This is a genomic window from Chromobacterium sphagni, assembly GCF_001855555.1.
GTDB lineage: Bacteria > Pseudomonadota > Gammaproteobacteria > Burkholderiales > Chromobacteriaceae > Chromobacterium > Chromobacterium sphagni.
Map to the genome: position 1 here is coordinate 41,121 of NZ_MKCT01000013.1, position 19,172 is coordinate 60,292.

A 19,172-nucleotide genomic window follows, 5' to 3' on the forward strand; every position below is an offset into this window, starting at 1 on the left:
CCTTACACTTGGTCGGTAACGACTATCTCGGCCATGGCAAACTCGTCGGCGGTGGCCGGCTCGAACTGCGCCTCCATCGTCGCGAACATCGCCGGCGTCACTTCAAAGGCAAAAGTCTGGCCCCTGGCGGCATTGCGCCGCGCCACCCTCGCCATTACCCAGAAGAAATCCAGCGGCTGTGGCAGATCCGGGCCATACAACTGTCCCATCCAGTCATCTATCACCAGATGCACCGCCTGACCGGCGCCGCGAGTGTGGGTGGACTTGCCGGCACCTTGCGGGCCGAACATCAGATGCGGCTTGATCATCGTCATGGCCTTGCAAAGAACGCCGCCGGCTGGCGGAATCAGTGCTTTAACATGGCCATGCCCACCGACTTGGGCGCGGTGTGGACGAAGCCGTACTGGGAATACAGATGCTGCGCGTCGCCGTCGGCGATCAGGCTGATGTAGGCGCTAGGCGGCGCCTCGCGCTCGATATAGCCACTGATCGCGGCCATGATGCGCTTGCCCAGCCCCTTGCCCTGATGCCCGGGCAAGACCGCGATGTCCACCACCTGGTAGAAACTGCCGCCATCGCCTATCACCCGGCCCATGCCGATGGTTTCACCCCCTTCTCGGACCAGCACCGCGAACAGGGTGCCGGCCAAGCCGCGGCGGGCGGCCTCTTCGGTTTTGGGGCTTAAGCCGGCAGCCTCGCGCAAATGCCGGTAAGTGGCGGCATCCGGCACGGCCTCCAGCAATTGGTAACCGCCGCCGCAAGCATCCGCCGGCGCTCTAGCGTCAACGGCAGCGCTATCGATCCGACACTCCATCAGCTCCTCATCGACAAAATCGTCGCCCACCCGCACCGCGTCCGGCACCCTGCCGACGCGGCAAAAACCGCAGGAACGGTACAGCGACGAAGCGGCCTCGTTTCCGGCATGCACCGCCAGGCTGAGCCACAACAGCCCCGGCCAGGTGCGCGCCCGCTCCTGCATCGCCCGCATCAGCAGACGGGCAATGCCCTGCCCGCGGTAAGCCGGCAAGGTGAACACGCCCTGCACCAGCGCGCGGTGACATAGTTTGGCGCGCGCCTGGCGTCGCAGGGCCGCCACGGCCACCAGCGTCACGCCGTCAAACGCGCCGAACACCGCCTGCGACGCTCCGGGCGCGATCTGGCTGCGGATATCATCCAGACTCAGCGCGGCGATTTCATCCTGGTTGAAACCAATAGCCGCCGGCGCATCGGCGGCGGCGGCCAGACGAATCTGGCGGTAGGCCCCGGCGTCAGCGGCTTGCAACAAGCGCACGACGATCAAGACATTCTCCTGCCGCCCGCGCCGTCAAGCCGACAACGCGCCGGCGGCGCCAACATTTATTTCACCGCTCCGGCATCCGCAGCCGCGCAAGTAAAGCTGCCGTAGCTGACCGACTTGACCTTGCCCTGGCCGCAGGTTTTCACCGCCTGCTCCGTCATCCTCTGCAATTGCGCCGCGCCGCGATAGCCATCGCCATTGCCGATCACGCAGCCGGACAAGCCCGCGGCCGCCAACACCCCTATCAGCATCTTTGTCATACAGGCCCCCGGCCAGTCATGCCGCCCCGCCGGGACGCGCATGAAATTTCTTTAGAATGGCCACAGTTTAAACATTAATGACATTCAAATCCACAGCCTGCGCGGCTTTTTGCAAGCGCAAACGCTCCGACAGCAAAGGCCCGGACAGATGTTCCGCTCCCATCTGCTGCGCCAGGCCCAGCATGTTCTGGCAGACGATGTCCTCCACCGCCAGCGCGTAGCCCTGCTCCACCAGTTGCGGCACCAGTTGCAGCAGCCGGTCGCGCACCTGCGGATACATGATGGCGCGGCCCATGAAGCGCGGCGCCAGCGTCAGGAAATCCGGCTCCAACCGCCACAGCCGCAGCAAATCCTCCCGGCATTCGCCGAAATCGCCCAGGCCCAGCTTATGGCCGTGCTGGCGGTAGCGCCGCAACAGCGACAGGCCCAGCTCGCTGGTCTTGCCGTTGAGGAACAGCAGCAAGGGCGCCTGGCTGGCGGGGAACTCCAGCACCTCCAGCAGCCGCGCGGTGAAGTCGACGATGCGGTCGCTGTAGGCGTGGCAGATCCGCGGATCGACATCGATGCGCAAAGGCAGATGGCGGCCGTTGCGGCCCAGGTGGTTGACCAGGTGCAGAGCGCGGATCAGCTTGAGCAGCGCCACCGCCTTGCTCTCGGCGTAATTCATCGCGAACAGCCAGTTGGCCGGCAAAGCCTGGCCAAACTGGCCGAAGATGCGCAGCCGCGCCGCGTATTGCAGCAATTGACAGCGTCCGTCGCGCAGCCGCGCCTGCGGAATGAAACTGCTGCTCAGCCACCAGCCGTCGAAGCTGGCGAAAACCTCCTGCTCGTTCCACTGCAGCCTGGCAGACACGCCCTCCCGCTGCAAAAATTGCTGGCAGGCGGCCAGCATCGCGGGCGAGAAGCCGGCAGGCAATTGTTTGGCGGGCTTGAATCGTTTCATGGCCGGGACCGGATGAGTTGGACTGGCGCTAATATAGGCCCGGGTTTGACGCTGGAATATATTGTTTCCTGATAAGGCTATCAGCTTTGCTGAAATACCGTCTTTTGCTGAAATATGCATTTGCATTGCAGATTTTCTTGGTTCCGATCCCGACAAGCCGGACTCTACAGTGTGGCCATCGTTCAGAATCCATAACAGGAACCGCCATGCGCCTGCGCCCATTGCATCGACTCGCCCTCGCCCTGCTGCTTGCCGGCAGCGCCTCCGCCTTCGCCGAGGTCACCCTGCTCAATGTCTCCTACGACCCGACGCGCGAGCTGTATCAGGAATTCAACGCCTCCTTCGCCAAATACTGGAAGGCCAAGAGCGGAGAAACCGTCACCGTCAAGCAATCGCACGGCGGCTCCGGCAAGCAGGCGCGCTCGGTGATAGACGGGCTGGACGCCGACGTGGTGACGCTGGCGCTGGCCTACGACATCGACGAAATCAGCAGCCAGGCCAAATCCATCGCCCCAACTGGCAGCAGCGCCTGCCCAATAATTCTTCGCCCTACTCATCCACCATCGTGTTCCTGGTGCGCAAAGGCAATCCCAAGCACATCAAGGACTGGAACGACCTGGTGAAGCCCGGCGTGGAAGTGGTGACCCCAATCCCAAGACCGGCGGCGGCGCGCGCTGGAACTATCTGGCGGCCTGGGGCTACGCGCTGAAGCAGCCGGGTGGCAACGACGCCAAGGCCAAGGACTTCGTCAAGAAGCTGTACGGCAATGTGAAGGTGCTGGACTCCGGCGCGCGCGGCTCGCTGATCACCTTCACCCAACGCGGCATCGGCGACGTGCTGCTGTCGTGGGAGAACGAGGCTTATCTCGCCACCCGCGAGCTGGGGCCGGACAAGTTCGACATCGTCACCCCGTCCATTTCCATCCTGGCAGAACCGCCGGTCAGCGTGGTGGACAAGGTGGTGGACAAGCGCGGCACCCGCAAGGTGGCCGAGGCCTATCTCAAGTACCTGTACAGCCGGAGGGCCAGAACCTGGCCGCCAAGCACTACTACCGCCCGCGCGACCCGCAGGTGGCGGCCAAGTACGCCGGCCAGTTCAGCCAGGTGAAGCTGTTCACCATAGACCAGGTGTTCGGCGGCTGGCAGAAGGCGCAGAAAACGCACTTTGCCGATGGCGGGGTGTTCGACCAGATCATCGCCCGCTAAGCCCGCGCCCACTCAAGCAACCGCCCGCCGCCAACGCCGGGCGGTTTGTTTTGCCGCCGCGCCGCTTTGCACAATATTGCATAAGCATTGAATAAATACTTATTTTCAGAATAAAGCTGGCACAGATATCGTCTATTCGGTTATATGAAATGGAATCCACCATGCCCGCCAGTCTTGCCTCCCTCCGGCCGCCCGGCCGCCGCGCGTATTGCCGGGCTTCGGCCTGTCGCTGGGCTTCACGCTGAGCTATCTGTCGCTGCTGGTGCTGATTCCGCTGTCCGCCGTGATCCTGCGCGCCGGCAGCCAGCCGTGGGACAGCTTCTGGCAGGCCGCCACCGCGCCGCGGGTGCTGGCCTCGTACCGGCTGAGCTTCGGCATGGCGCTGCTGGCAGCCGCCGTCAACACGCTGTTCGGCCTGCTGCTGGCCTGGTCGCTGGTGCGCTACCGCTTTCCCGGCAAACGGCTGATCGACGCGCTGGTGGACCTGCCCTTCGCGCTGCCGACCGCGGTGGCCGGCATCGCCCTTACCGCGCTGTACGCCGGCAACGGCTGGCTGGGGCAGTATCTGGAGCCGCTGGGGCTGAAAGTGGCCTTCGGCCCGTTGGGCGTGCTGGTGGCGCTGGTCTTCATCGGCCTGCCCTTCGTCGTGCGCACGGTGCAGCCGGTGCTGGAAGATCTGGAGACCGAACTGGAGGAAGCCGCCGCCTGCCTGGGCGCGCAACGCTGGCAGGTGTTCCGCCACGTGATCCTGCCCACGCTGCAACCAGCATTGCTCACCGGCTTCGCGCTGGCCTTCGCCCGCGCAGTGGGCGAATACGGCTCGGTGATCTTCATCGCCGGCAACATCCCGATGGTGTCGGAAATCACCCCGCTGATGATCATCAGCAAGCTGGAACAATTCGATTACGCCGGCGCCACCGCCATCGCGTCGGTGATGCTGCTGGCGTCCTTTCTGCTGCTGCTGGCCATCAACGGCCTGCAGTGGTGGAGCGCGCGCCGCCATGGCCGCGCGGGAGGCCGGTAATGGCCGGCGCCGCCACCCACGCCTTGCCGGCGCGCGACAAGGCTGGGCTGCTGGAAAGCCGCCAGGCCACCCGCGAGTCGCGCGCGGTGAAATGCGCGATACTGACGCTGGCGTTGGGTTTCTTCGCCGTCTTCCTGCTGTTGCCGCTGATCGTGGTGTTCGTCGAGGCGCTGGCCAAGGGCTGGAAAACCTATGCCGACGCGCTGGCCGAACCGGACGCGCTGGCGGCGGTGCGGCTCACGCTGCTGGCCGCCGGCGTTTCGGTGCCGCTCAACCTGGTGTTCGGCGTGGCCGCTGCCTGGGCGGTCACCCGCTTCGACTTCCGCGGCAAGCAGCTGTTGATCACGCTGATAGACCTGCCGTTTCGGTGTCGCCGGTGGTGGCCGGCCTGATCTTCGTGCTGGTGTTCGGCAACCACGGCTGGCTGGGAGAATGGCTGGCCGAATACGGCCTGAAAGTGATCTTCTCGGTGCCCGGCATCGTGCTGGCCACGCTGTTCGTCACCGTGCCCTTCGTCGCCCGCGAGCTGATTCCGCTTTTGGAGGCGCAAGGCCGCGAAGAGGAAGAAGCGGCGGTGGTGCTGGGCGCGCGCGGCTGGCAGGTGCTGTGGCATGTCACCCTGCCTAATGTGCGCTGGGCGCTGCTATACGGCATTATCCTGAGCAATGCCCGCGCCATGGGAGAGTTCGGCGCGGTGTCGGTGGTGTCCGGCCATATCCGCGGCGAAACCAACACGCTGCCGCTGCACGTCGAAATTCTGTACAACGAATACAATTTCGCCGCGGCTTTCGCCGTGGCGTCCTTGCTGGCCATGCTGGCCCTGATCACGCTGGCGCTGAAAAGCTGGGTGGAATGGCGCAGCGTCAAGGAAGACTGAGATGAGCATACAGGTAAACCATATCCGCAAGGCCTTCGGCGCCTTCACCGCGCTGGACGACGTCAGCCTGGACTTCCCCAGCGGCGAGCTGGTGGCGCTGCTGGGCCCGTCCGGCTGCGGCAAGACCACGCTGTTGCGCATCATCGCCGGCCTGGAACAGGCCGATGGCGGCCAGGTGCTGCTGGACGGCGCCGACGCCTCCGCCACCCATGTGCGCGAGCGCCAGGTGGGCTTCGTGTTCCAGCACTACGCCTTGTTCCGCCACATGAGCGTGTTCGACAACGTCGCATTCGGCCTGCGGATGAAGCCGCGCAAGGAACGTCCGTCCGAAGCCGGGATCGCGCGCAAGGTGCACCAGTTGCTGGATCTGGTGCAGCTGGACTGGCTGGCCGACCGCTTCCCCGCGCAATTGTCCGGCGGCCAGCGCCAGCGCATCGCCCTGGCGCGCGCGCTGGCGGTGGAGCCGCGGGTGCTGCTGCTGGACGAACCATTCGGCGCGCTGGACGCCAAGGTGCGCAAGGAATTGCGCCGCTGGCTGCGCAAGCTGCACGACGAGCTGCACATCACCTCCATCTTCGTCACCCACGATCAGGAAGAGGCGCTGGAAGTGGCCGACCGGGTAGTGCTGATGAACCACGGCAAGGTCGAACAGATAGGCGCGCCGGCCGAGGTCTACCGCCAGCCGGCCAGCGCCTTCGTCTATGGCTTCCTCGGCAGCGCCAACCGTTTTTCCGGTCACAGCCGCGCAGGCGGCATCATCGTCGGCTCGTCACTGCTCGATGCAGAACACCAGCTGGCGCCAGGCCGGGAGGCGCAGGCCTTCGTCCGCCCGCATGAGCTGGCCATCCTGCCCGACGCCCATGGCGCGGGCCTGCCGGCCCAGGTGCAACGCATCCTGACGCTGGGCGCTCTGTCGCGAATAGAGCTGGAAGGCCGCGACGAACTGGCCGGCCAGCAATTCGACGCCGAATTGCCAGCCGACGACCCGCTGCTCTCCAGCCTGGCGGCCGGCCAACCGGTGCGACTGCAAGCGCGCAGCGCCAAGGTTTTCGCCACCACGACACAGGCAGGTGAAGCATGAATTTCCAGCAACTGCGCATCATTCGCGAAACCGTGCGCCAAGGCTTCAACCTGACCGAAGTCGCCAACGCGCTGTTCACCTCGCAATCCGGCGTCAGCAAGCACATCAAGGATCTGGAGGACGAACTGGGCGTGGAGCTGTTCATCCGCAAGGGCAAGCGTTTCCTCGGCCTGACCGACCCCGGCAAGGAGCTGTTGACCATCGTGGAACGCATGCTGCTGGACGCAGGCAACATCAAGCGCCTGGCCGAGCAGTTCAGCCTGCGCGACGAAGGGCAACTAACCATCGCCACCACCCATACCCAGGCGCGCTACGCCTTGCCGCAGGTGGTCACCGCCTTCAAGCGCGCCTTCCCGCGCGTGCACCTGGTACTGCACCAGGCCAGCCCGGACGAGCTGGTGCGCCTGCTGCTGGCCGGCGACGCCGACATCGGCATCGCCACCGAGGCGGTGACGGAGGTTTCGGAACTGGTATCCTTCCCCTACTACAGCTGGAACCACTGCGTGATCGCCCCGCCGGAGCATCCGCTGCACAGCCAGCAGCTGACGCTGGAGACGCTGGCGGAATACCCGCTGGTCACCTACCACCACGGTTTCACCGGCCGCGCCCGCATCGACAGCGCCTTCGCCGAGGCCGGCCTGGCGCCGGACATCGTGATGGCGGCGCTGGACGCCGACGTGATCAAGACCTACGTCGAACTGGAGCTAGGGGTCGGCATCGTCGCCTCGATGGCGGTGGACCCGCTGCGCGACCACGGCGTGCAGGTGGTGGCCGGCGAGCCCTTGTTCGGCCAGCAGACCAGCCGCATCGCCATTCGCCGCGGCCATTACCTGCGCAGCTACGCCTACCGTTTCATCGAACTGTGCGCGCCGGCGCTGAACGAAAAGAGCGTGCGCCAGGCGCTGAGCCCGGCGACGCAGGAATAGGTGCCCCGCGCCGCAAGCAAAAAGGCCCGGCGATGCCGGGCCTTCTTCGTTGGAACACGCCGGCTCAACGCTTGTGCATCATGATCTGCAGGATCTGGGTGTCGGTCTCCACCATGCCGCGGCTGGCCAGCCGGCCCAGGTTCTCGATCGACTGGTCGACGTCGTGGGCGACGATGCCCTCGTTGCCGGTGACGCGGGTGCCGTCCAGCGCCATCAGCACCGCCTTGTAGGCGGAGCCGGCCGAGGTGGACACCTTCATCGCGCAGCTATTGGACGCGCCGTCGCAGATCATGCCGGCCAGATCGCCTATCATGCTGGAAATCGCCATGCTCACCGCCGAGTAGCTGCCGTCCAGCAGATAGGCCATGCCCGCGCCCGCGCCCATAGACGCGGTGGTGACCGCGCACAGCGCCGACAGCTTGGGCAGGCGGATGTGGATATAGACGGCGATCAGGTGCGACAGCGCCAGCGCGCGCACCAGCGTCTCCTGGTCAACCTTCAGATGCTCGGCCACCACCACCACCGGCATGGTAGCGGCGATACCCTGGTTGCCGGAGCCGGAGTTACTCATCGCCGGCAGCGTGGCGCCGCCCATGCGCGCGTCCGACGCGGCGGTGGTGCGGGTCAGGATGCGGGTGAGCAGGCCTTCGGACAACAGGCCGGCCTCGACCTGGCGCTGCAGGGTGGCGCCGATGTGCAGGCCGTATTTGCCGCCCATGCCCTCGTCCGCCAGCGCGCTGTTGAGCACCGCCGCCTGATGGATGAAGGCGATCATTTCATACGGCGCGCGGGTGGCGAAGTCGTAGACGTCGCTCGCGGTGGCATCGCCCAGATCATAATTTTCCAACGGCTTGGCGTTGGCCGGGTCCACCTCCAGCAATATCTCGCCGTTGCGCTCGATGCGCACCACATTGGTGTGGGCGTCGGCAATCGCCACCCGGGCGCACTCGTCGCCGTGCCAGACACAGGCCTCGGCGTACAGCAGATTGGACACATTGGCTACGCCCAGATTGATCCTGCCATCGGCTATCATCTGCTTGCCGGCCGCCACCTGCTCCACCGTCAGGCCTTTCAGCACCTCCAGCTTGCCGTCCGGGTCGCCGCCCAGCGCGCCCACCGCCGCCGCGATAGCCAGACCCAGGGTCCCGGTGCCGGGCACGGTGACGGCCATGCCGTTCTTCATCAGATTAGGCGACACCAGCGCATCGATGCGCTCCGGCGTCCTGCCCAACTGGCGGGCGGCCATCGCCGCGGCCAGCGCCAGCGAGATCGGCTCGGTACAGCCCAGCGCCGGCACCACCTCCTGCTTCAGGGCCTTGACGAACTCAGGCCACAGACTTGCTTCACGTTCTGACATGCTCATTCCACCGACACAAAACAAATTGGTATAAGTAAATAACTTTCAGATTACTTTACCATCATCCACGACAGACGTGTGCTTAAAAAACAGGCAAGCTGTCCGGCATCAATCGCATCCCGCATCCAGGTTTTTGCCAAGCCCGGCCGACAGCAGCAAGGCCAGCACGGCAAACCCTGCGCCGCCGTAGAATGTGGCCTCTGCGCCCAGCCATTGCCAGACGCCGCCGGCCACCGCGCTGGCCAGCAAGGTTGCCGCTCCGGCAAACAGATTGAACAGACCGAAGGCCGAGCCTTCCAGCCCCGTAGGCACATGATCCGCCACCAGCGCCGATAGCAAACCCTGGCTGCAGCCCAGGTGCAGCCCCCACAGCAACGCGCCGAGCAGCAGCAAAGGCACGCCGGAAGCCAGGCCCAAGGCCAGGTCGGCCAGAATCAGGATCGACAGGGAAAGCTGCAGCAGATGACCGCGGCGGACGTGGTCGGACAACCAGCCCAGCGGATAGGCGCTCAACGCGTAGCTGGCCGACATCGCCGCCATCGACAGCGGCGCCCAGGCCAGCGGCAAACCCAGCTGCGAGCCGCGCAGCACCAGAAAAGCCTCGCTGAAGCGGGCCAGGGTGAACACCGCCCCCAACAGCACCACGCCCCAGAATGCGGCGGGAAACCGCCGCAGCGCCGCGTGGGACAACGCCAGCGGCCGGCTGACGCGCACGCCGGACGCAATCGGCTCCCGCACCCAGAAAACGATGGCGAACACCGCCAGCCCTGCCGGCAACAACGACCACCACAAAACACTGCGAATGTCGTCGCGGTAGAGATACATCAGGGCGATCGCCAGCAGCGGTCCCAGCAGCGCGCCGGTGGTGTCCATGCTCTGGCGCAGGCCGAAACTGGCGCCGCGGATGGCGGGAGGAGTGATTTCGGCGATCAGCGCATCGCGCGGCGCGCCGCGGATGCCCTTGCCCATGCGGTCGACAAAGCGCGCCAACAGCACGGTGGAAGCCGAATGGGCCAACGGGAACAGTGGCTTGGATAGCGCGGCCAGACCATAGCCGAGCAATACCAGCGGCTTGCGCCGCCCCAGCCAGTCGCTGAGCGCGCCGGAAAACACCTTGCAGATCAGCGCGGTGGCTTCGGCGACGCCCTCGATCAAGCCTATCGTCAACATCGGCACGCCCAGCATGCCGGCCAGAAACAAGGGCAGCAGGCTGTGCGCCAGCTCCGACGAAACATCCATCAGCAGGCTGACCGCGCCGAGCACCCAAACGCCTGCAGGAATGGCCGGCCTGTCGCTGCGCGGGCCGGGAGACAAAAACTGTCGGAAGAAGCGCGGCATGAAGGTTCCCGTAGCATGCCAGCCGGAAAACATCTTGCCGCTGTCAGATTCAGCGCCTGATCAGCCCGGCTGCGATAGGTTTGGCCAGCAGGCGACGGTACAGCGACTCCAGCGCCGCGGTCGGCGCCCGGTTCTGCCGCGCCCATGCCGGCGACAAGACAGCGTACCAGAAGATGGACACCAGCAAGGCGCCCAGCATATCGAGGGGGAAATGCACGCCAAGAAAAACCCGCGCCCAAGCCACCGCGGCGCCAACGATGGCCAGCACCCAGCCCCAGCCCCACGCCGGACTGAACCACCAGCACAGCGCCATCATAGCGAAAATGGTGCCGTGATTGCTGGGGAAGGACGGCGTGGCGTCATGCAGCAGGAAGGCGTGGCCGATCGGCATGGCAAACGGCCGGGGATGGGGCCAGACAAGGCCGATAAGCCAGTTGCCGAGCAAGGCGACGCCCGTCAGCAGGCAAGACTTCAGCACGGTATCCCGCAACGCGGGACGACCCCACAGCCAGATCGAGCCGAGCAGCACCGGCAGCAGCAACAACAGGTCCTTGGCGATGAAGGTAGCTGCCTTGATGGCCAGCGGCGCGGTTTCAGGCGTGGCGTTGATCAGCAGGAACAACGATTGATTCAGGGATTCGATGAAAGCCATTCGGATGCGGATCAAGCCGGGCGTGGCTGCCCGGCATCGTGAAAGTCAAAGGGGTGCCATATTAGGGCGAATCGGATCCACTTGGTTCCTGTCAGAACAAAAATACCATATGCATTAGCAGGTGGATTACGGTCCTGGCTTGCCGCGGAAAAGCTTCCACCTGCACCAAAGTACAGTCCAGGCAATTTGCATGTCATGACAAGCCCCCCCTATTCTGGCTGAGGGTCCCGGCTTAACCAACCCCCTCCTCCGAAGGAACAGGCATGAGTTATCTAGACGCCCCGCGCATCAACTTCACCGGCGTATTCCAGGCGGATCCGTCCACCGTCAACAACGACGTCCGTTATTACGACAACGAAGCTTTCCGCCCGGAATATCAGCAACAACATTACCCGGGCGACGGGCCGGAAGGCGCGGAAGGCTACTGGAATCCGGAAGGCACCGGCATCTTCCGCTTCATAGAATGCAAGATCACCGGGGCTCAGCTGGGCGATCAACTGCTCACCAGCCCGGAGCAAGACCCGGTGATCGGCCTGCGGGTGGAAAACGCCGACCGGCAGGCGCCGGGCAAGATCGTCGATCTGGACCCGCAAATGCAGTACGTCTCCCAGCTGTGGGGCGTGCAAGTACGGCTGGCGAGCCCGACCGAACGCGCGCTGTTTTGCGGCGATCTGCTGCCGGTGGCATTGATGAACCTGTGGCGGCGCCAACTCAACCAACAAAGCCAGTGGGAACAACCCATGGCCGCCAGCTACCAGTCCATCCTGCACGACGTGGCCTGGCAAGACGGTACCGGCTCGCCGGTGCTGGAGGCGCTGCGCGCGGCCAGCGAGGAAGGCCTGTTGTCGATCAACTTCAATCTATACGGCTATACCCGCGACAACCAGAGCCAGCGCTTCACCATGGGCCTGCTCAGCGGCAGCATCGGTCCCTGCCGCAGCAAGGAGCCCAAGCATTTCGTGATGGGCCGCCATCTGACCACCCCGCTGCAACCCACCACGCCGAACGGCGCGCCCTTCCCCACCCAGCCGCTGGGCGGGGTTTATGGCTTCCAGTGCGTCAATCGCGCCGAACAGCAAACCCTTTACGCCGATTTCGGCCTGGCGCTGCCCATCACCAACGCCACCGGCCAGCTACACAATATCGGCACGCTGACGCTGGCGCTGCTGATAGACAGCGTAGATGCCATTCCGAAAAGCGTGTCTGCCAGCCAGTTCGCCCCGCTAGGCACGGTCGACTATCTGCATGAGGGCTGGTACACCCGCACCGCCGGCATCCAGGGCTTCTGTTACGCCGTCGGTGCCGGGGACAGCGCCGACGACGCCGACAACAAGAAGCGCATCGCCTCCTATCTGCAACAGCGCCCGCTGCTGCTGCTTGGGCCGCAACAAAGCAGCGGCAACTACCCGGTACTCACCTACGAAGCCGCCAATGGGCAGTATGCGCGGGCCGACGGCCATGTGTTCCGCCTGAACCCGGACCAGCCGCAGCCGGTGGATTTCTATGCCAGCCAATTCGGCAAGCCGCTGGCCACCAGCCTGTACGTCTGGCAGTTGCCGCCAGGCAATCCCAACAGCAATCCAATGGGCGGCACCGGCATGGGAGACAATTCGCTGACGCCCCCGGTGCACACACCGCAAGTGGGCTTTCCCGAGGCCAGCCTGCATGTGCCGGATCAGGTAGAAACCGACTTCTACGGCAAGGGCACGCTGACGCTGCTGGCATCGCCGCCGCTGGGCGAAGCGCCTCGCGGCTATATAGACGGCCAGCTGTACGCGCTCAGCTACGATTTCCAGCCGCCGCCGGGCACCCGCGCCGGCCGGATGGAGACCGCGCCCGGCGGGCCATACTGCAGCTACTGGAATTTCGTCAGCCTGCTGGTCTTCAACAAGGTGGAAGTGCCGCAGCAGCCGACTTGGGAGCGCGACATCCAGCCCATCCTGCAGCAATACGGCAACCTGTATCCGATCATGAGCCGCCATCTGGTGGACCTGGGCAACTACGAATCGGTCCGAACCCACCGCCGGGCGCTGCTGCTGGCGTTCTCGCTACCGCCGACCGACCCCAACTACATGCCGGTGTCGCGCGACCTGTCCGACGCCAAGCGCGAAATGCTGCTCTCCTGGTTGAGCGCGATGCCCCCAGAACAGGAAGCACAACAAACCCAGGCAGGACAGCCGGAACCGGAAATCATCGAGATAGAACTGCGGGAGAAAGAGGCCCACCAGCAGCGACAGGCCCGAGTCGCCGAATCCCCCAGCCAGCAAACGACCAAATAGAGGACCTGCCATGTTCAAGATCGACCCGAAATTCATCCAGGACCTGCTCAACGTCACCACGCCGGCGCAGCTTCACTTCTATCTGCAGAAGGCAATAGAGCTGGAACACAGCACCATCCCGCCCTATCTGACGGCGATGCTGTCGCTGAAACCGACCACCAATCGCGAAATCTCCCAGCTGATCCACGGCATCGTGATGGAAGAGATGCTGCACATGACCATCTCCGCCAACATCCTGATCGCCATAGGCGGCCATCCACGCATCAATACGCCGGGCTTCATCCCCAAATACCCCGGCCCGCTGCCAATGAGCATCGGTAACGACCTGATCGTCGGCATCGAGGCCTTCAGCCTGGAACTGGCGCGCGACACTTTCATGGCGATAGAGGAGCCAACCGATCCGATACCGATCCACGAGTTGCGGCGCCTATACGCGGCAGGCCAGGCGGGGCCGCAGTTCCACACCATCGGCGAGTTCTACGACAGCATCAAGCTCAAGCTGGACGAGCTGCGGGATCAGTTGCAATTCGGCCAGCTGGAACAACAAGTGCTGGGCTACTTCCCGCCCAAGGTGCTGTTTCCTATCACCGACGTGGACAGCGCCCAGGCGGCGATAGACGTGATCATCACCCAGGGCGAAGGCACCCACTCCATGCCCTACCAGGACCCCAATGCGCCAGAGAAGCTGCAGGACCTGGCCCACTACTACAAGTTCGAGTCCATCGTCCATCAGCGCGGCATCACGCCCTGTCCCGAAGGCGACGGCTACTGTTTCGGCGGCAAGCCCATCCCGTTCAATCCGGAAGGCGTATGGCCGATGCCTCCCACACCCAAGCCGGAGGACTACCCGGAAAACAGCCAGGAGCGCACGCTGATAGAGCGTTTCGCCTACAGCTACAGCAGCCTGCTCAACAGCTTGCACCGCGCCTTCAACGGTGAACCGGGGCAGATGGACGCCGCCATCGGCCTGATGTTCGATCTGAAGGTGCTGTCGGCCAGCCTGATGAACCCCTCCATGCTGCTTGGCAATGAAAGCGGCCAAACCAACAAGCCTCCGATCGGACTGGCCTTCGTCTATCGCAATGTGCAGAACGGCATGGGCTACGACTAAGCCCCAGCCTGTCCCTTCCACTCCGGAGCGCGCGCCATATGCCAGAACTGGACAATAGCCAGCAGACCGAGGACCTTCCCTGCGACGCGGTGCATCAGCGTTTCAGCGTTTCCTTCGAATATCCGGTGCTGTTCACCCGCAAGCTGCTGCAAGCGGACAACCACACGCTGCGCCACGCCATCTGCCGGCACGAACCCCACATCCGGCACCGCTTTGTCGTGATCATCGACCAAGGCGTCGCCCGGCACCACCCAGACCTGGCAACCGACTTCGAACGCTACGCAGACCATCACCGCGACCGACTGCAACTAGCCGCCCCGCCGCGCGTGCTGCCCGGCGGCGAACTGGTCAAGAACCACCCCGCCATGCTGGAGGCGTTGCAACAATGGCTGCATGACGAGCATATCGACCGCCACAGCTACGTCGTCATCGTCGGCGGTGGCGCGCTGCTGGATATGGCGGGCTTCGCCGCCGCCACCGCCCACCGCGGCATCCGCACCATCCGCGTCCCCACCACGGTGCTGGCGCAGAACGACTCTGGCGTAGGCGTCAAAACCGCTGTCAACGCCTTCGGCAGCAAAAACTTCCTGGGCAGCTTCACGCCGCCCCATGCCGTGATAAATGACTACGACTTCATCCTCACCCTCCCCGTGCGCGCCCGGATTTCCGGCATGGCCGAGGCGGTGAAGGTGGCTGCCATCCGCGACATAGACTTCTTCCGCTGGCTGCAGGAACACGCCATGGCCTTGCGCCAGGGCGAAGACGAAGCCTGCCAATGGATGATACGCCGCTGCGCGGAGCTGCATCTGCGGCACATCGCCGGCGCCGGCGACCCATTCGAATTCGGCAGCGCCAGGCCGCTGGATTTCGGCCACTGGGCGGCCCACAAGCTGGAGTCCATGAGCAAATACCAGCTCAGCCACGGCGAGGCGGTAGCCATCGGCATGGCGCTGGACACCTGTTACGCGGTCCTGTGCGGGCTGCTGCCGGTCCAAGCCGCCAATCAGCTATGCCTATTGCTGGAAAAACTGGGCTTCACGCTCTGGACCCCGCTGCTGGAATTGCGCGACGGCCAGGGCCAATACCAGCTGCTGAGCGGCCTGGACGAATTCCGCGAACATCTGGGCGGCGAACTGACCATCACCCTGCTGCAGGATCTGGGCCATGGCGTGGAGGTTCATCAGATCGACAAGCCGCTGCTGGCAAGCAGCATAAGCTGGCTCAAGCACGGCATCCCAGAGGCCTGCGCATGAGGCTCGCCACCGCCGAAACGCCGGCGGCCGACCTGGGCCACCTGTGCTACTGCACCAATATCCATCCCGGAGACAGCTGGGAGGAGACGCGCGCGGCGCTGGGCAAATACCTGCCGGAAATCAGGGCGCAGGCCTCGCCCGGCATGCCCTTCGGCGTGGGCCTGCGCCTGTCAGAGCTGGCCGCGCGGCAATTGGAAGATCAGCCGGAGCGGCTGCCGGAATTCATCCAGTTTCTATCGCGCCACCAGCTGTACGTCTTCACCCTCAACGGCTTCCCCTATGGCCAATTTCATGGCGCGGGCACCAAACGCCGGGTCTATCTGCCAGACTGGCGCCACCCGGAACGCCTGGCATACAGCAACCGGCTGGCGCGGCTGCTCTGCCGGCTATTGCCGCCGGACATCGACGGCAGCATCAGCACGCTGCCCGGCGCCTATGCCGCGCATCTGGACCATCCGGCCCAGGACGCGCAGCCCATAGCCGAACAACTGCTGCAACATGCTGCCATCCTGCATCGACTGCATATGGAAAGCGGCCGCTGCATCCGCCTGGCGCTGGAGCCGGAACCGGAATGCCTGCTGGAAACCACCGCCGACGCCATCGGCTTCTTCCAACGGCATCTGCTCACCCCGCAGGCGCTGCGCCGTCTGGCGGAGCTATGCCAATGCCCGCCGAATCATGCGGAAACGTTGCTGCGGCGCCATCTCGGCGTTTGTCTGGACTGCTGCCACGCCGCCGTGGAGTTTGAAGACATCGAAGCCAGCCTGCAGCAGTTGAGCTCCGCCGGCATCGCCCTGGTGAAGCTGCAACTGAGCGCCGGCCTCAAGCTGGACAGGGTCCAACCCTCCCATCGCGCCCAACTCCGCTCGTTCGCCGAAGACCACTATCTGCACCAGGTGGTGCAGCGCACGCCATCCGGGCTGAGACGCTTCGACGACCTGCCTGCCGCGCTGGAATACCTGGAACAAGCCTATGGCGCCGAATGGCGCATCCATTTCCACGTGCCGCTGTGGACCCGGCAGTTGGGCGACTTCTCCAGCACCCAGGACTGCGTGCGGCAAGTGCTGGCACGCCATCGCCGCCAAGCGCTGACCAGCCACCTAGAAGTGGAAACCTACAGCTGGCACGTGCTGCCGCCGGCATTCCGGGACGGCAACCTGGTCGATGCGATATGCCGCGAATTGAAATGGGTGAAGGAGCAGCTACAATGATCAACTGGCGCGTCGCATCGCGACTGGGACGGATATCCAACCTGCCTACGGTATGGAGCAATGTCGCCGCCGGCGCCGCGCTGTCCGGCCAGCTGCCGCCGCCCGCCACCCTGTTGCTGCTGCTGTTGGCGCTATCGCTGATCTACACTGCCGGCATGTTCCTCAACGACGCCTTCGACCGCCGCATCGACGCGGTCGAACGGCCGGAACGGCCGATTCCCTCCGGGCAGGTCAGCCCCTTGGCGGTATTCGCCAGCGGTTTCGCCATGCTGGGCGCCGGCATATCGCTGCTCGCCTGCATGGGCCGGGCATCCTTGATTGCGGGGCTGCTGCTGGCCGGCTGCGTGCTGCTGTACGATCTGCACCACAAGCGGAACGCTTTCAGTCCGCTGATCATGGGGCTCTGCCGCGCGCTGGTCTACATCACCTCCGCGCTGGCGGTGACCGGGGGCCGGCTTCCCCCTCCCGTCTGGCTGGGCGCCAGCGTGCTTCTGGCCTATCTGATAGGCCTGACCTACGCCGCCAAGCATGAAAACCAGGGCCGCATCCAGCGGCTGCTCCCCCTGCTGGGCCTGGCCGCCCCGCTGCTATGCCTGCCGCTGGGACCGCCAAGCTGGCCGTTGCTGATCTGCCTCGGCCTGTTTCTGCTCTGGGTGGGACGCTGCGTCTGGCTGGCGATGTTCCGTCGCCAGCGCGACATCCGCACAGCGGTAGGGGGGCTGATAGCCGGCATCTCGCTGAGCGACGCCCTGCTGATGGCGGCGCACGACATGCCGTCATGGGCGCTGGCCGGCGCGCTCGCCTTCCTTCTCACCACACAGTTCCAACAACGCATCGCGGGTACCTGACTGCGCGCCCGACCTGGAGCCTGCCATGCTCAGCGACATCATCCAGCAGCAAATCGAACGGACCATCGGCCCCCTCACCGCGAAGACGCCCCGGCAATGGCTGGAAAAATTGCCTCCCGCGCTGGCGTCGCTGCCGGACACCGATGCGCTGCAGCAGCTTTACAGCACCAGCGCCCGCAGTCTGAAACCGCTGATCCAGCTGCCGCAGCAACTGCAGGAGGAACTACTGCGCGCCGGAGCCGTCGCGCAGCAGGATTGGCAAGCCGGCGACATAGGCCGGCTGCTGTTGCTGCTGCGGACCCTGCCCGGAATGGACCGCGCGCAGGCGGATCAATGGTTGCTCCGCCTGTACCGGGGCGGCGACGCCAGCGAACAGCAAAGCCTGCTGCGCGCCTTGCCACTGCTGCCCGATCCCGAACGCCACCTGACCTTAGCCGTCGACGCCTGCCGCAGCCACATCCAGGGATGCTTTGAAGCCATCGCCTGCGAAAACAGCTATCCGGCGCGCTTTTTCCCGGAATTGAACTTCAACCAGATGGTGCTCAAGGCCTTGTTCACCCGCACCCCGCTATCGCGAATCCACGGGCTGCAGCAACGCCTGACCCCCCAGTTGCGCCAGATGGCGGCAGACCTGGCCAGCGAGCGGCGAGCCACCCAGTCCGACCTACCCGACGACATTTACCTGATCCTGAAAGGAAGCTGCCATGAAAATGTTTGATCCGCACATCCACATGAGTTCGCGCACCACCGACGACTACCAGGCCATGCGCCGCGAAGGCATACACGCCATCGTCGAGCCCGCCTTCTGGATGGGCCAGCCGCGCACCCATGTCGGCACCTTCGAAGATTATTTCCTGTCGTTGCTGGGCTGGGAACGCTTCCGCGCCAGCCAATTCGGCATCCGCCACTTTTGCACGCTGGGCCTCAACCCGAAGGAAACCAACAACGCCGATGTCGCCGATGGCGTGATCGCGTTGCTGGACCGCTACCTGGACAAGGACGGCGTGGTGGCGGTGGGCGAGATAGGATTCGACGATGAAACCGCGGCGGAAGAACGCTACTTCCAACTGCAGCTGGAGCTGGCCATCAAGCACCAGTTGCCAGTGCTGGTGCATACCCCGCACCGCGACAAGAAAGCCGGCACCATCCGCAGCCTGGATCTGGTGCGCGACAGCGGCATTGCCGAGGAAATGGTGCTGATCGACCACAACACCGAGGAAACCCTGCCGCGGGTGCTGGACAGCGGCTGTTGGGCAGGCCACTCAATCTACCCCAACACCAAAATGAGCGAGCCCAGGATGGTGGCACTGGTACAGCAATACGGCAGCGAGCGCATCATCATCAACAGCGCCGCCGACTGGGGCATCAGCGATCCGCTGAAAGTCCCCAAAACCGTTCACGCCTTCCGCCAGGCCGGCATCAGCGAACGCGACATCGAACCATAGTCTGGCGCAACCCCATCCGCTTCTTCACGCAAAGCGGCAGGCTGGACATCGCAGAAGCGAGAGCT

18 protein-coding genes and 2 pseudogenes are annotated in these 19,172 nt (G+C 64.6%); 13 read left to right on the forward strand and 7 right to left on the reverse strand.

What is annotated here, in order from left to right:
- Nucleotides 1–2: 2 nt before the first annotated feature.
- The 4 genes from BI344_RS07520 to BI344_RS07535 form a co-directional block, all read right to left on the reverse strand.
- Nucleotides 3–314, reverse strand: coding sequence for a P-loop nucleotide/nucleoside kinase family protein (locus BI344_RS07520; RefSeq protein WP_071112357.1), 312 nt, complete (start codon nt 312–314; stop codon nt 3–5).
- A 32-nt stretch (nt 315–346) separates the two neighbouring features.
- On the reverse strand, nt 347–1,291 hold the full coding sequence (locus BI344_RS22770) for a GNAT family N-acetyltransferase (protein ID WP_241499278.1): 945 nt from the start codon (nt 1,289–1,291) through the stop codon (nt 347–349).
- A gap of 65 nt (nt 1,292–1,356) precedes the next feature.
- Nucleotides 1,357–1,557, reverse strand: a complete 201-nt coding sequence (locus tag BI344_RS07530; RefSeq protein WP_139166921.1) for a hypothetical protein — start codon at nt 1,555–1,557, stop codon at nt 1,357–1,359.
- 67 nt (nt 1,558–1,624) lie between these two features.
- Complete coding sequence (locus BI344_RS07535) at nt 1,625–2,500, reverse strand: EAL domain-containing protein (RefSeq protein WP_158021045.1); 876 nt, start codon at nt 2,498–2,500, stop codon at nt 1,625–1,627.
- Between the two features lie 574 nt (nt 2,501–3,074).
- On the opposite strand from BI344_RS07535, the pseudogene BI344_RS25765 reads away from it, so the two are divergent.
- The 6 genes and pseudogenes from BI344_RS25765 to BI344_RS07560 all read left to right on the forward strand — a co-directional run bounded on the left by BI344_RS25765 (nt 3,075) and on the right by BI344_RS07560 (nt 7,613).
- Nucleotides 3,075–3,607: pseudogene (locus tag BI344_RS25765) on the forward strand (sulfate ABC transporter substrate-binding protein).
- Nucleotides 3,571–3,705 (forward strand): hypothetical protein, encoded by a 135-nt coding sequence (locus BI344_RS25770; protein ID WP_277620433.1) that lies wholly within the window; start codon nt 3,571–3,573, stop codon nt 3,703–3,705. The pseudogene BI344_RS25765 and the gene BI344_RS25770 overlap by 37 nt, the downstream one beginning before the upstream one ends.
- Before the next feature lie 208 nt (nt 3,706–3,913).
- Nucleotides 3,914–4,729, forward strand: coding sequence for a sulfate ABC transporter permease subunit CysT (gene cysT, locus BI344_RS07545; RefSeq protein WP_277620434.1), 816 nt, complete (start codon nt 3,914–3,916; stop codon nt 4,727–4,729).
- Nucleotides 4,729–5,606 (forward strand): annotated as a pseudogene (gene cysW, locus BI344_RS07550) (sulfate ABC transporter permease subunit CysW). The gene cysT and the pseudogene cysW overlap by 1 nt, the downstream one beginning before the upstream one ends.
- Nucleotide 5,607: 1 nt before the next feature.
- Nucleotides 5,608–6,687: a sulfate/molybdate ABC transporter ATP-binding protein gene (locus BI344_RS07555; RefSeq protein ID WP_071112361.1), complete on the forward strand. Its 1,080-nt coding sequence runs from the start codon at nt 5,608–5,610 to the stop codon at nt 6,685–6,687.
- Nucleotides 6,684–7,613, forward strand: a complete 930-nt coding sequence (locus tag BI344_RS07560) for a CysB family HTH-type transcriptional regulator (protein ID WP_071112362.1) — start codon at nt 6,684–6,686, stop codon at nt 7,611–7,613. The genes BI344_RS07555 and BI344_RS07560 overlap by 4 nt, the downstream gene beginning before the upstream one ends.
- A gap of 64 nt (nt 7,614–7,677) precedes the next feature.
- On the opposite strand, the gene BI344_RS07565 is transcribed toward BI344_RS07560, so the two are convergent.
- The 3 genes from BI344_RS07565 to BI344_RS07575 form a co-directional block, all read right to left on the reverse strand.
- On the reverse strand, nt 7,678–8,970 hold the full coding sequence (locus tag BI344_RS07565) for an L-cysteine desulfidase family protein (protein ID WP_095210799.1): 1,293 nt from the start codon (nt 8,968–8,970) through the stop codon (nt 7,678–7,680).
- Between the two features lie 108 nt (nt 8,971–9,078).
- The gene (locus tag BI344_RS07570) at nt 9,079–10,308 is read right to left on the reverse strand and encodes an MFS transporter (protein ID WP_071112374.1); all 1,230 of its coding nucleotides are present in this window, start codon (nt 10,306–10,308) and stop codon (nt 9,079–9,081) included.
- Between the two features lie 49 nt (nt 10,309–10,357).
- Nucleotides 10,358–10,960 carry a phosphatase PAP2 family protein gene (locus BI344_RS07575; RefSeq protein ID WP_071112364.1) on the reverse strand — a complete coding sequence of 201 codons (603 nt, stop codon included), beginning with the start codon at nt 10,958–10,960 and terminating at the stop codon, nt 10,358–10,360.
- 263 nt (nt 10,961–11,223) lie between these two features.
- On the opposite strand from BI344_RS07575, the gene BI344_RS07580 reads away from it, so the two are divergent.
- From BI344_RS07580 to BI344_RS07610, 7 genes are read left to right on the forward strand one after another with little or no spacing between them, the layout of a single operon-like run.
- On the forward strand, nt 11,224–13,239 hold the full coding sequence (locus BI344_RS07580) for a hypothetical protein (protein ID WP_071112365.1): 2,016 nt from the start codon (nt 11,224–11,226) through the stop codon (nt 13,237–13,239).
- A 10-nt stretch (nt 13,240–13,249) separates the two neighbouring features.
- A complete protein-coding gene (locus tag BI344_RS07585; protein ID WP_071112366.1) occupies nt 13,250–14,350 on the forward strand; it encodes a ferritin-like domain-containing protein in 1,101 nt (366 codons plus the stop codon).
- Nucleotides 14,351–14,388: 38 nt separating this feature from the next.
- Entirely contained in the window at nt 14,389–15,603 is a 1,215-nt protein-coding gene (locus tag BI344_RS07590; protein WP_071112367.1) for a 3-dehydroquinate synthase, read from the forward strand.
- Nucleotides 15,600–16,814 (forward strand): metabolite traffic protein EboE, encoded by a 1,215-nt coding sequence (eboE, locus tag BI344_RS07595; RefSeq protein ID WP_071112368.1) that lies wholly within the window; start codon nt 15,600–15,602, stop codon nt 16,812–16,814. The genes BI344_RS07590 and eboE overlap by 4 nt, the downstream gene beginning before the upstream one ends.
- Nucleotides 16,811–17,662 (forward strand): UbiA family prenyltransferase, encoded by an 852-nt coding sequence (locus BI344_RS07600; RefSeq protein WP_083338892.1) that lies wholly within the window; start codon nt 16,811–16,813, stop codon nt 17,660–17,662. The genes eboE and BI344_RS07600 overlap by 4 nt, the downstream gene beginning before the upstream one ends.
- 25 nt (nt 17,663–17,687) lie before the next feature.
- Entirely contained in the window at nt 17,688–18,380 is a 693-nt protein-coding gene (locus tag BI344_RS07605; protein ID WP_071112370.1) for an EboA domain-containing protein, read from the forward strand.
- Nucleotides 18,367–19,107 (forward strand): TatD family hydrolase, encoded by a 741-nt coding sequence (locus BI344_RS07610; protein WP_206600344.1) that lies wholly within the window; start codon nt 18,367–18,369, stop codon nt 19,105–19,107. The genes BI344_RS07605 and BI344_RS07610 overlap by 14 nt, the downstream gene beginning before the upstream one ends.
- The last annotated feature ends 65 nt before the right edge of the window (nt 19,108–19,172 follow it).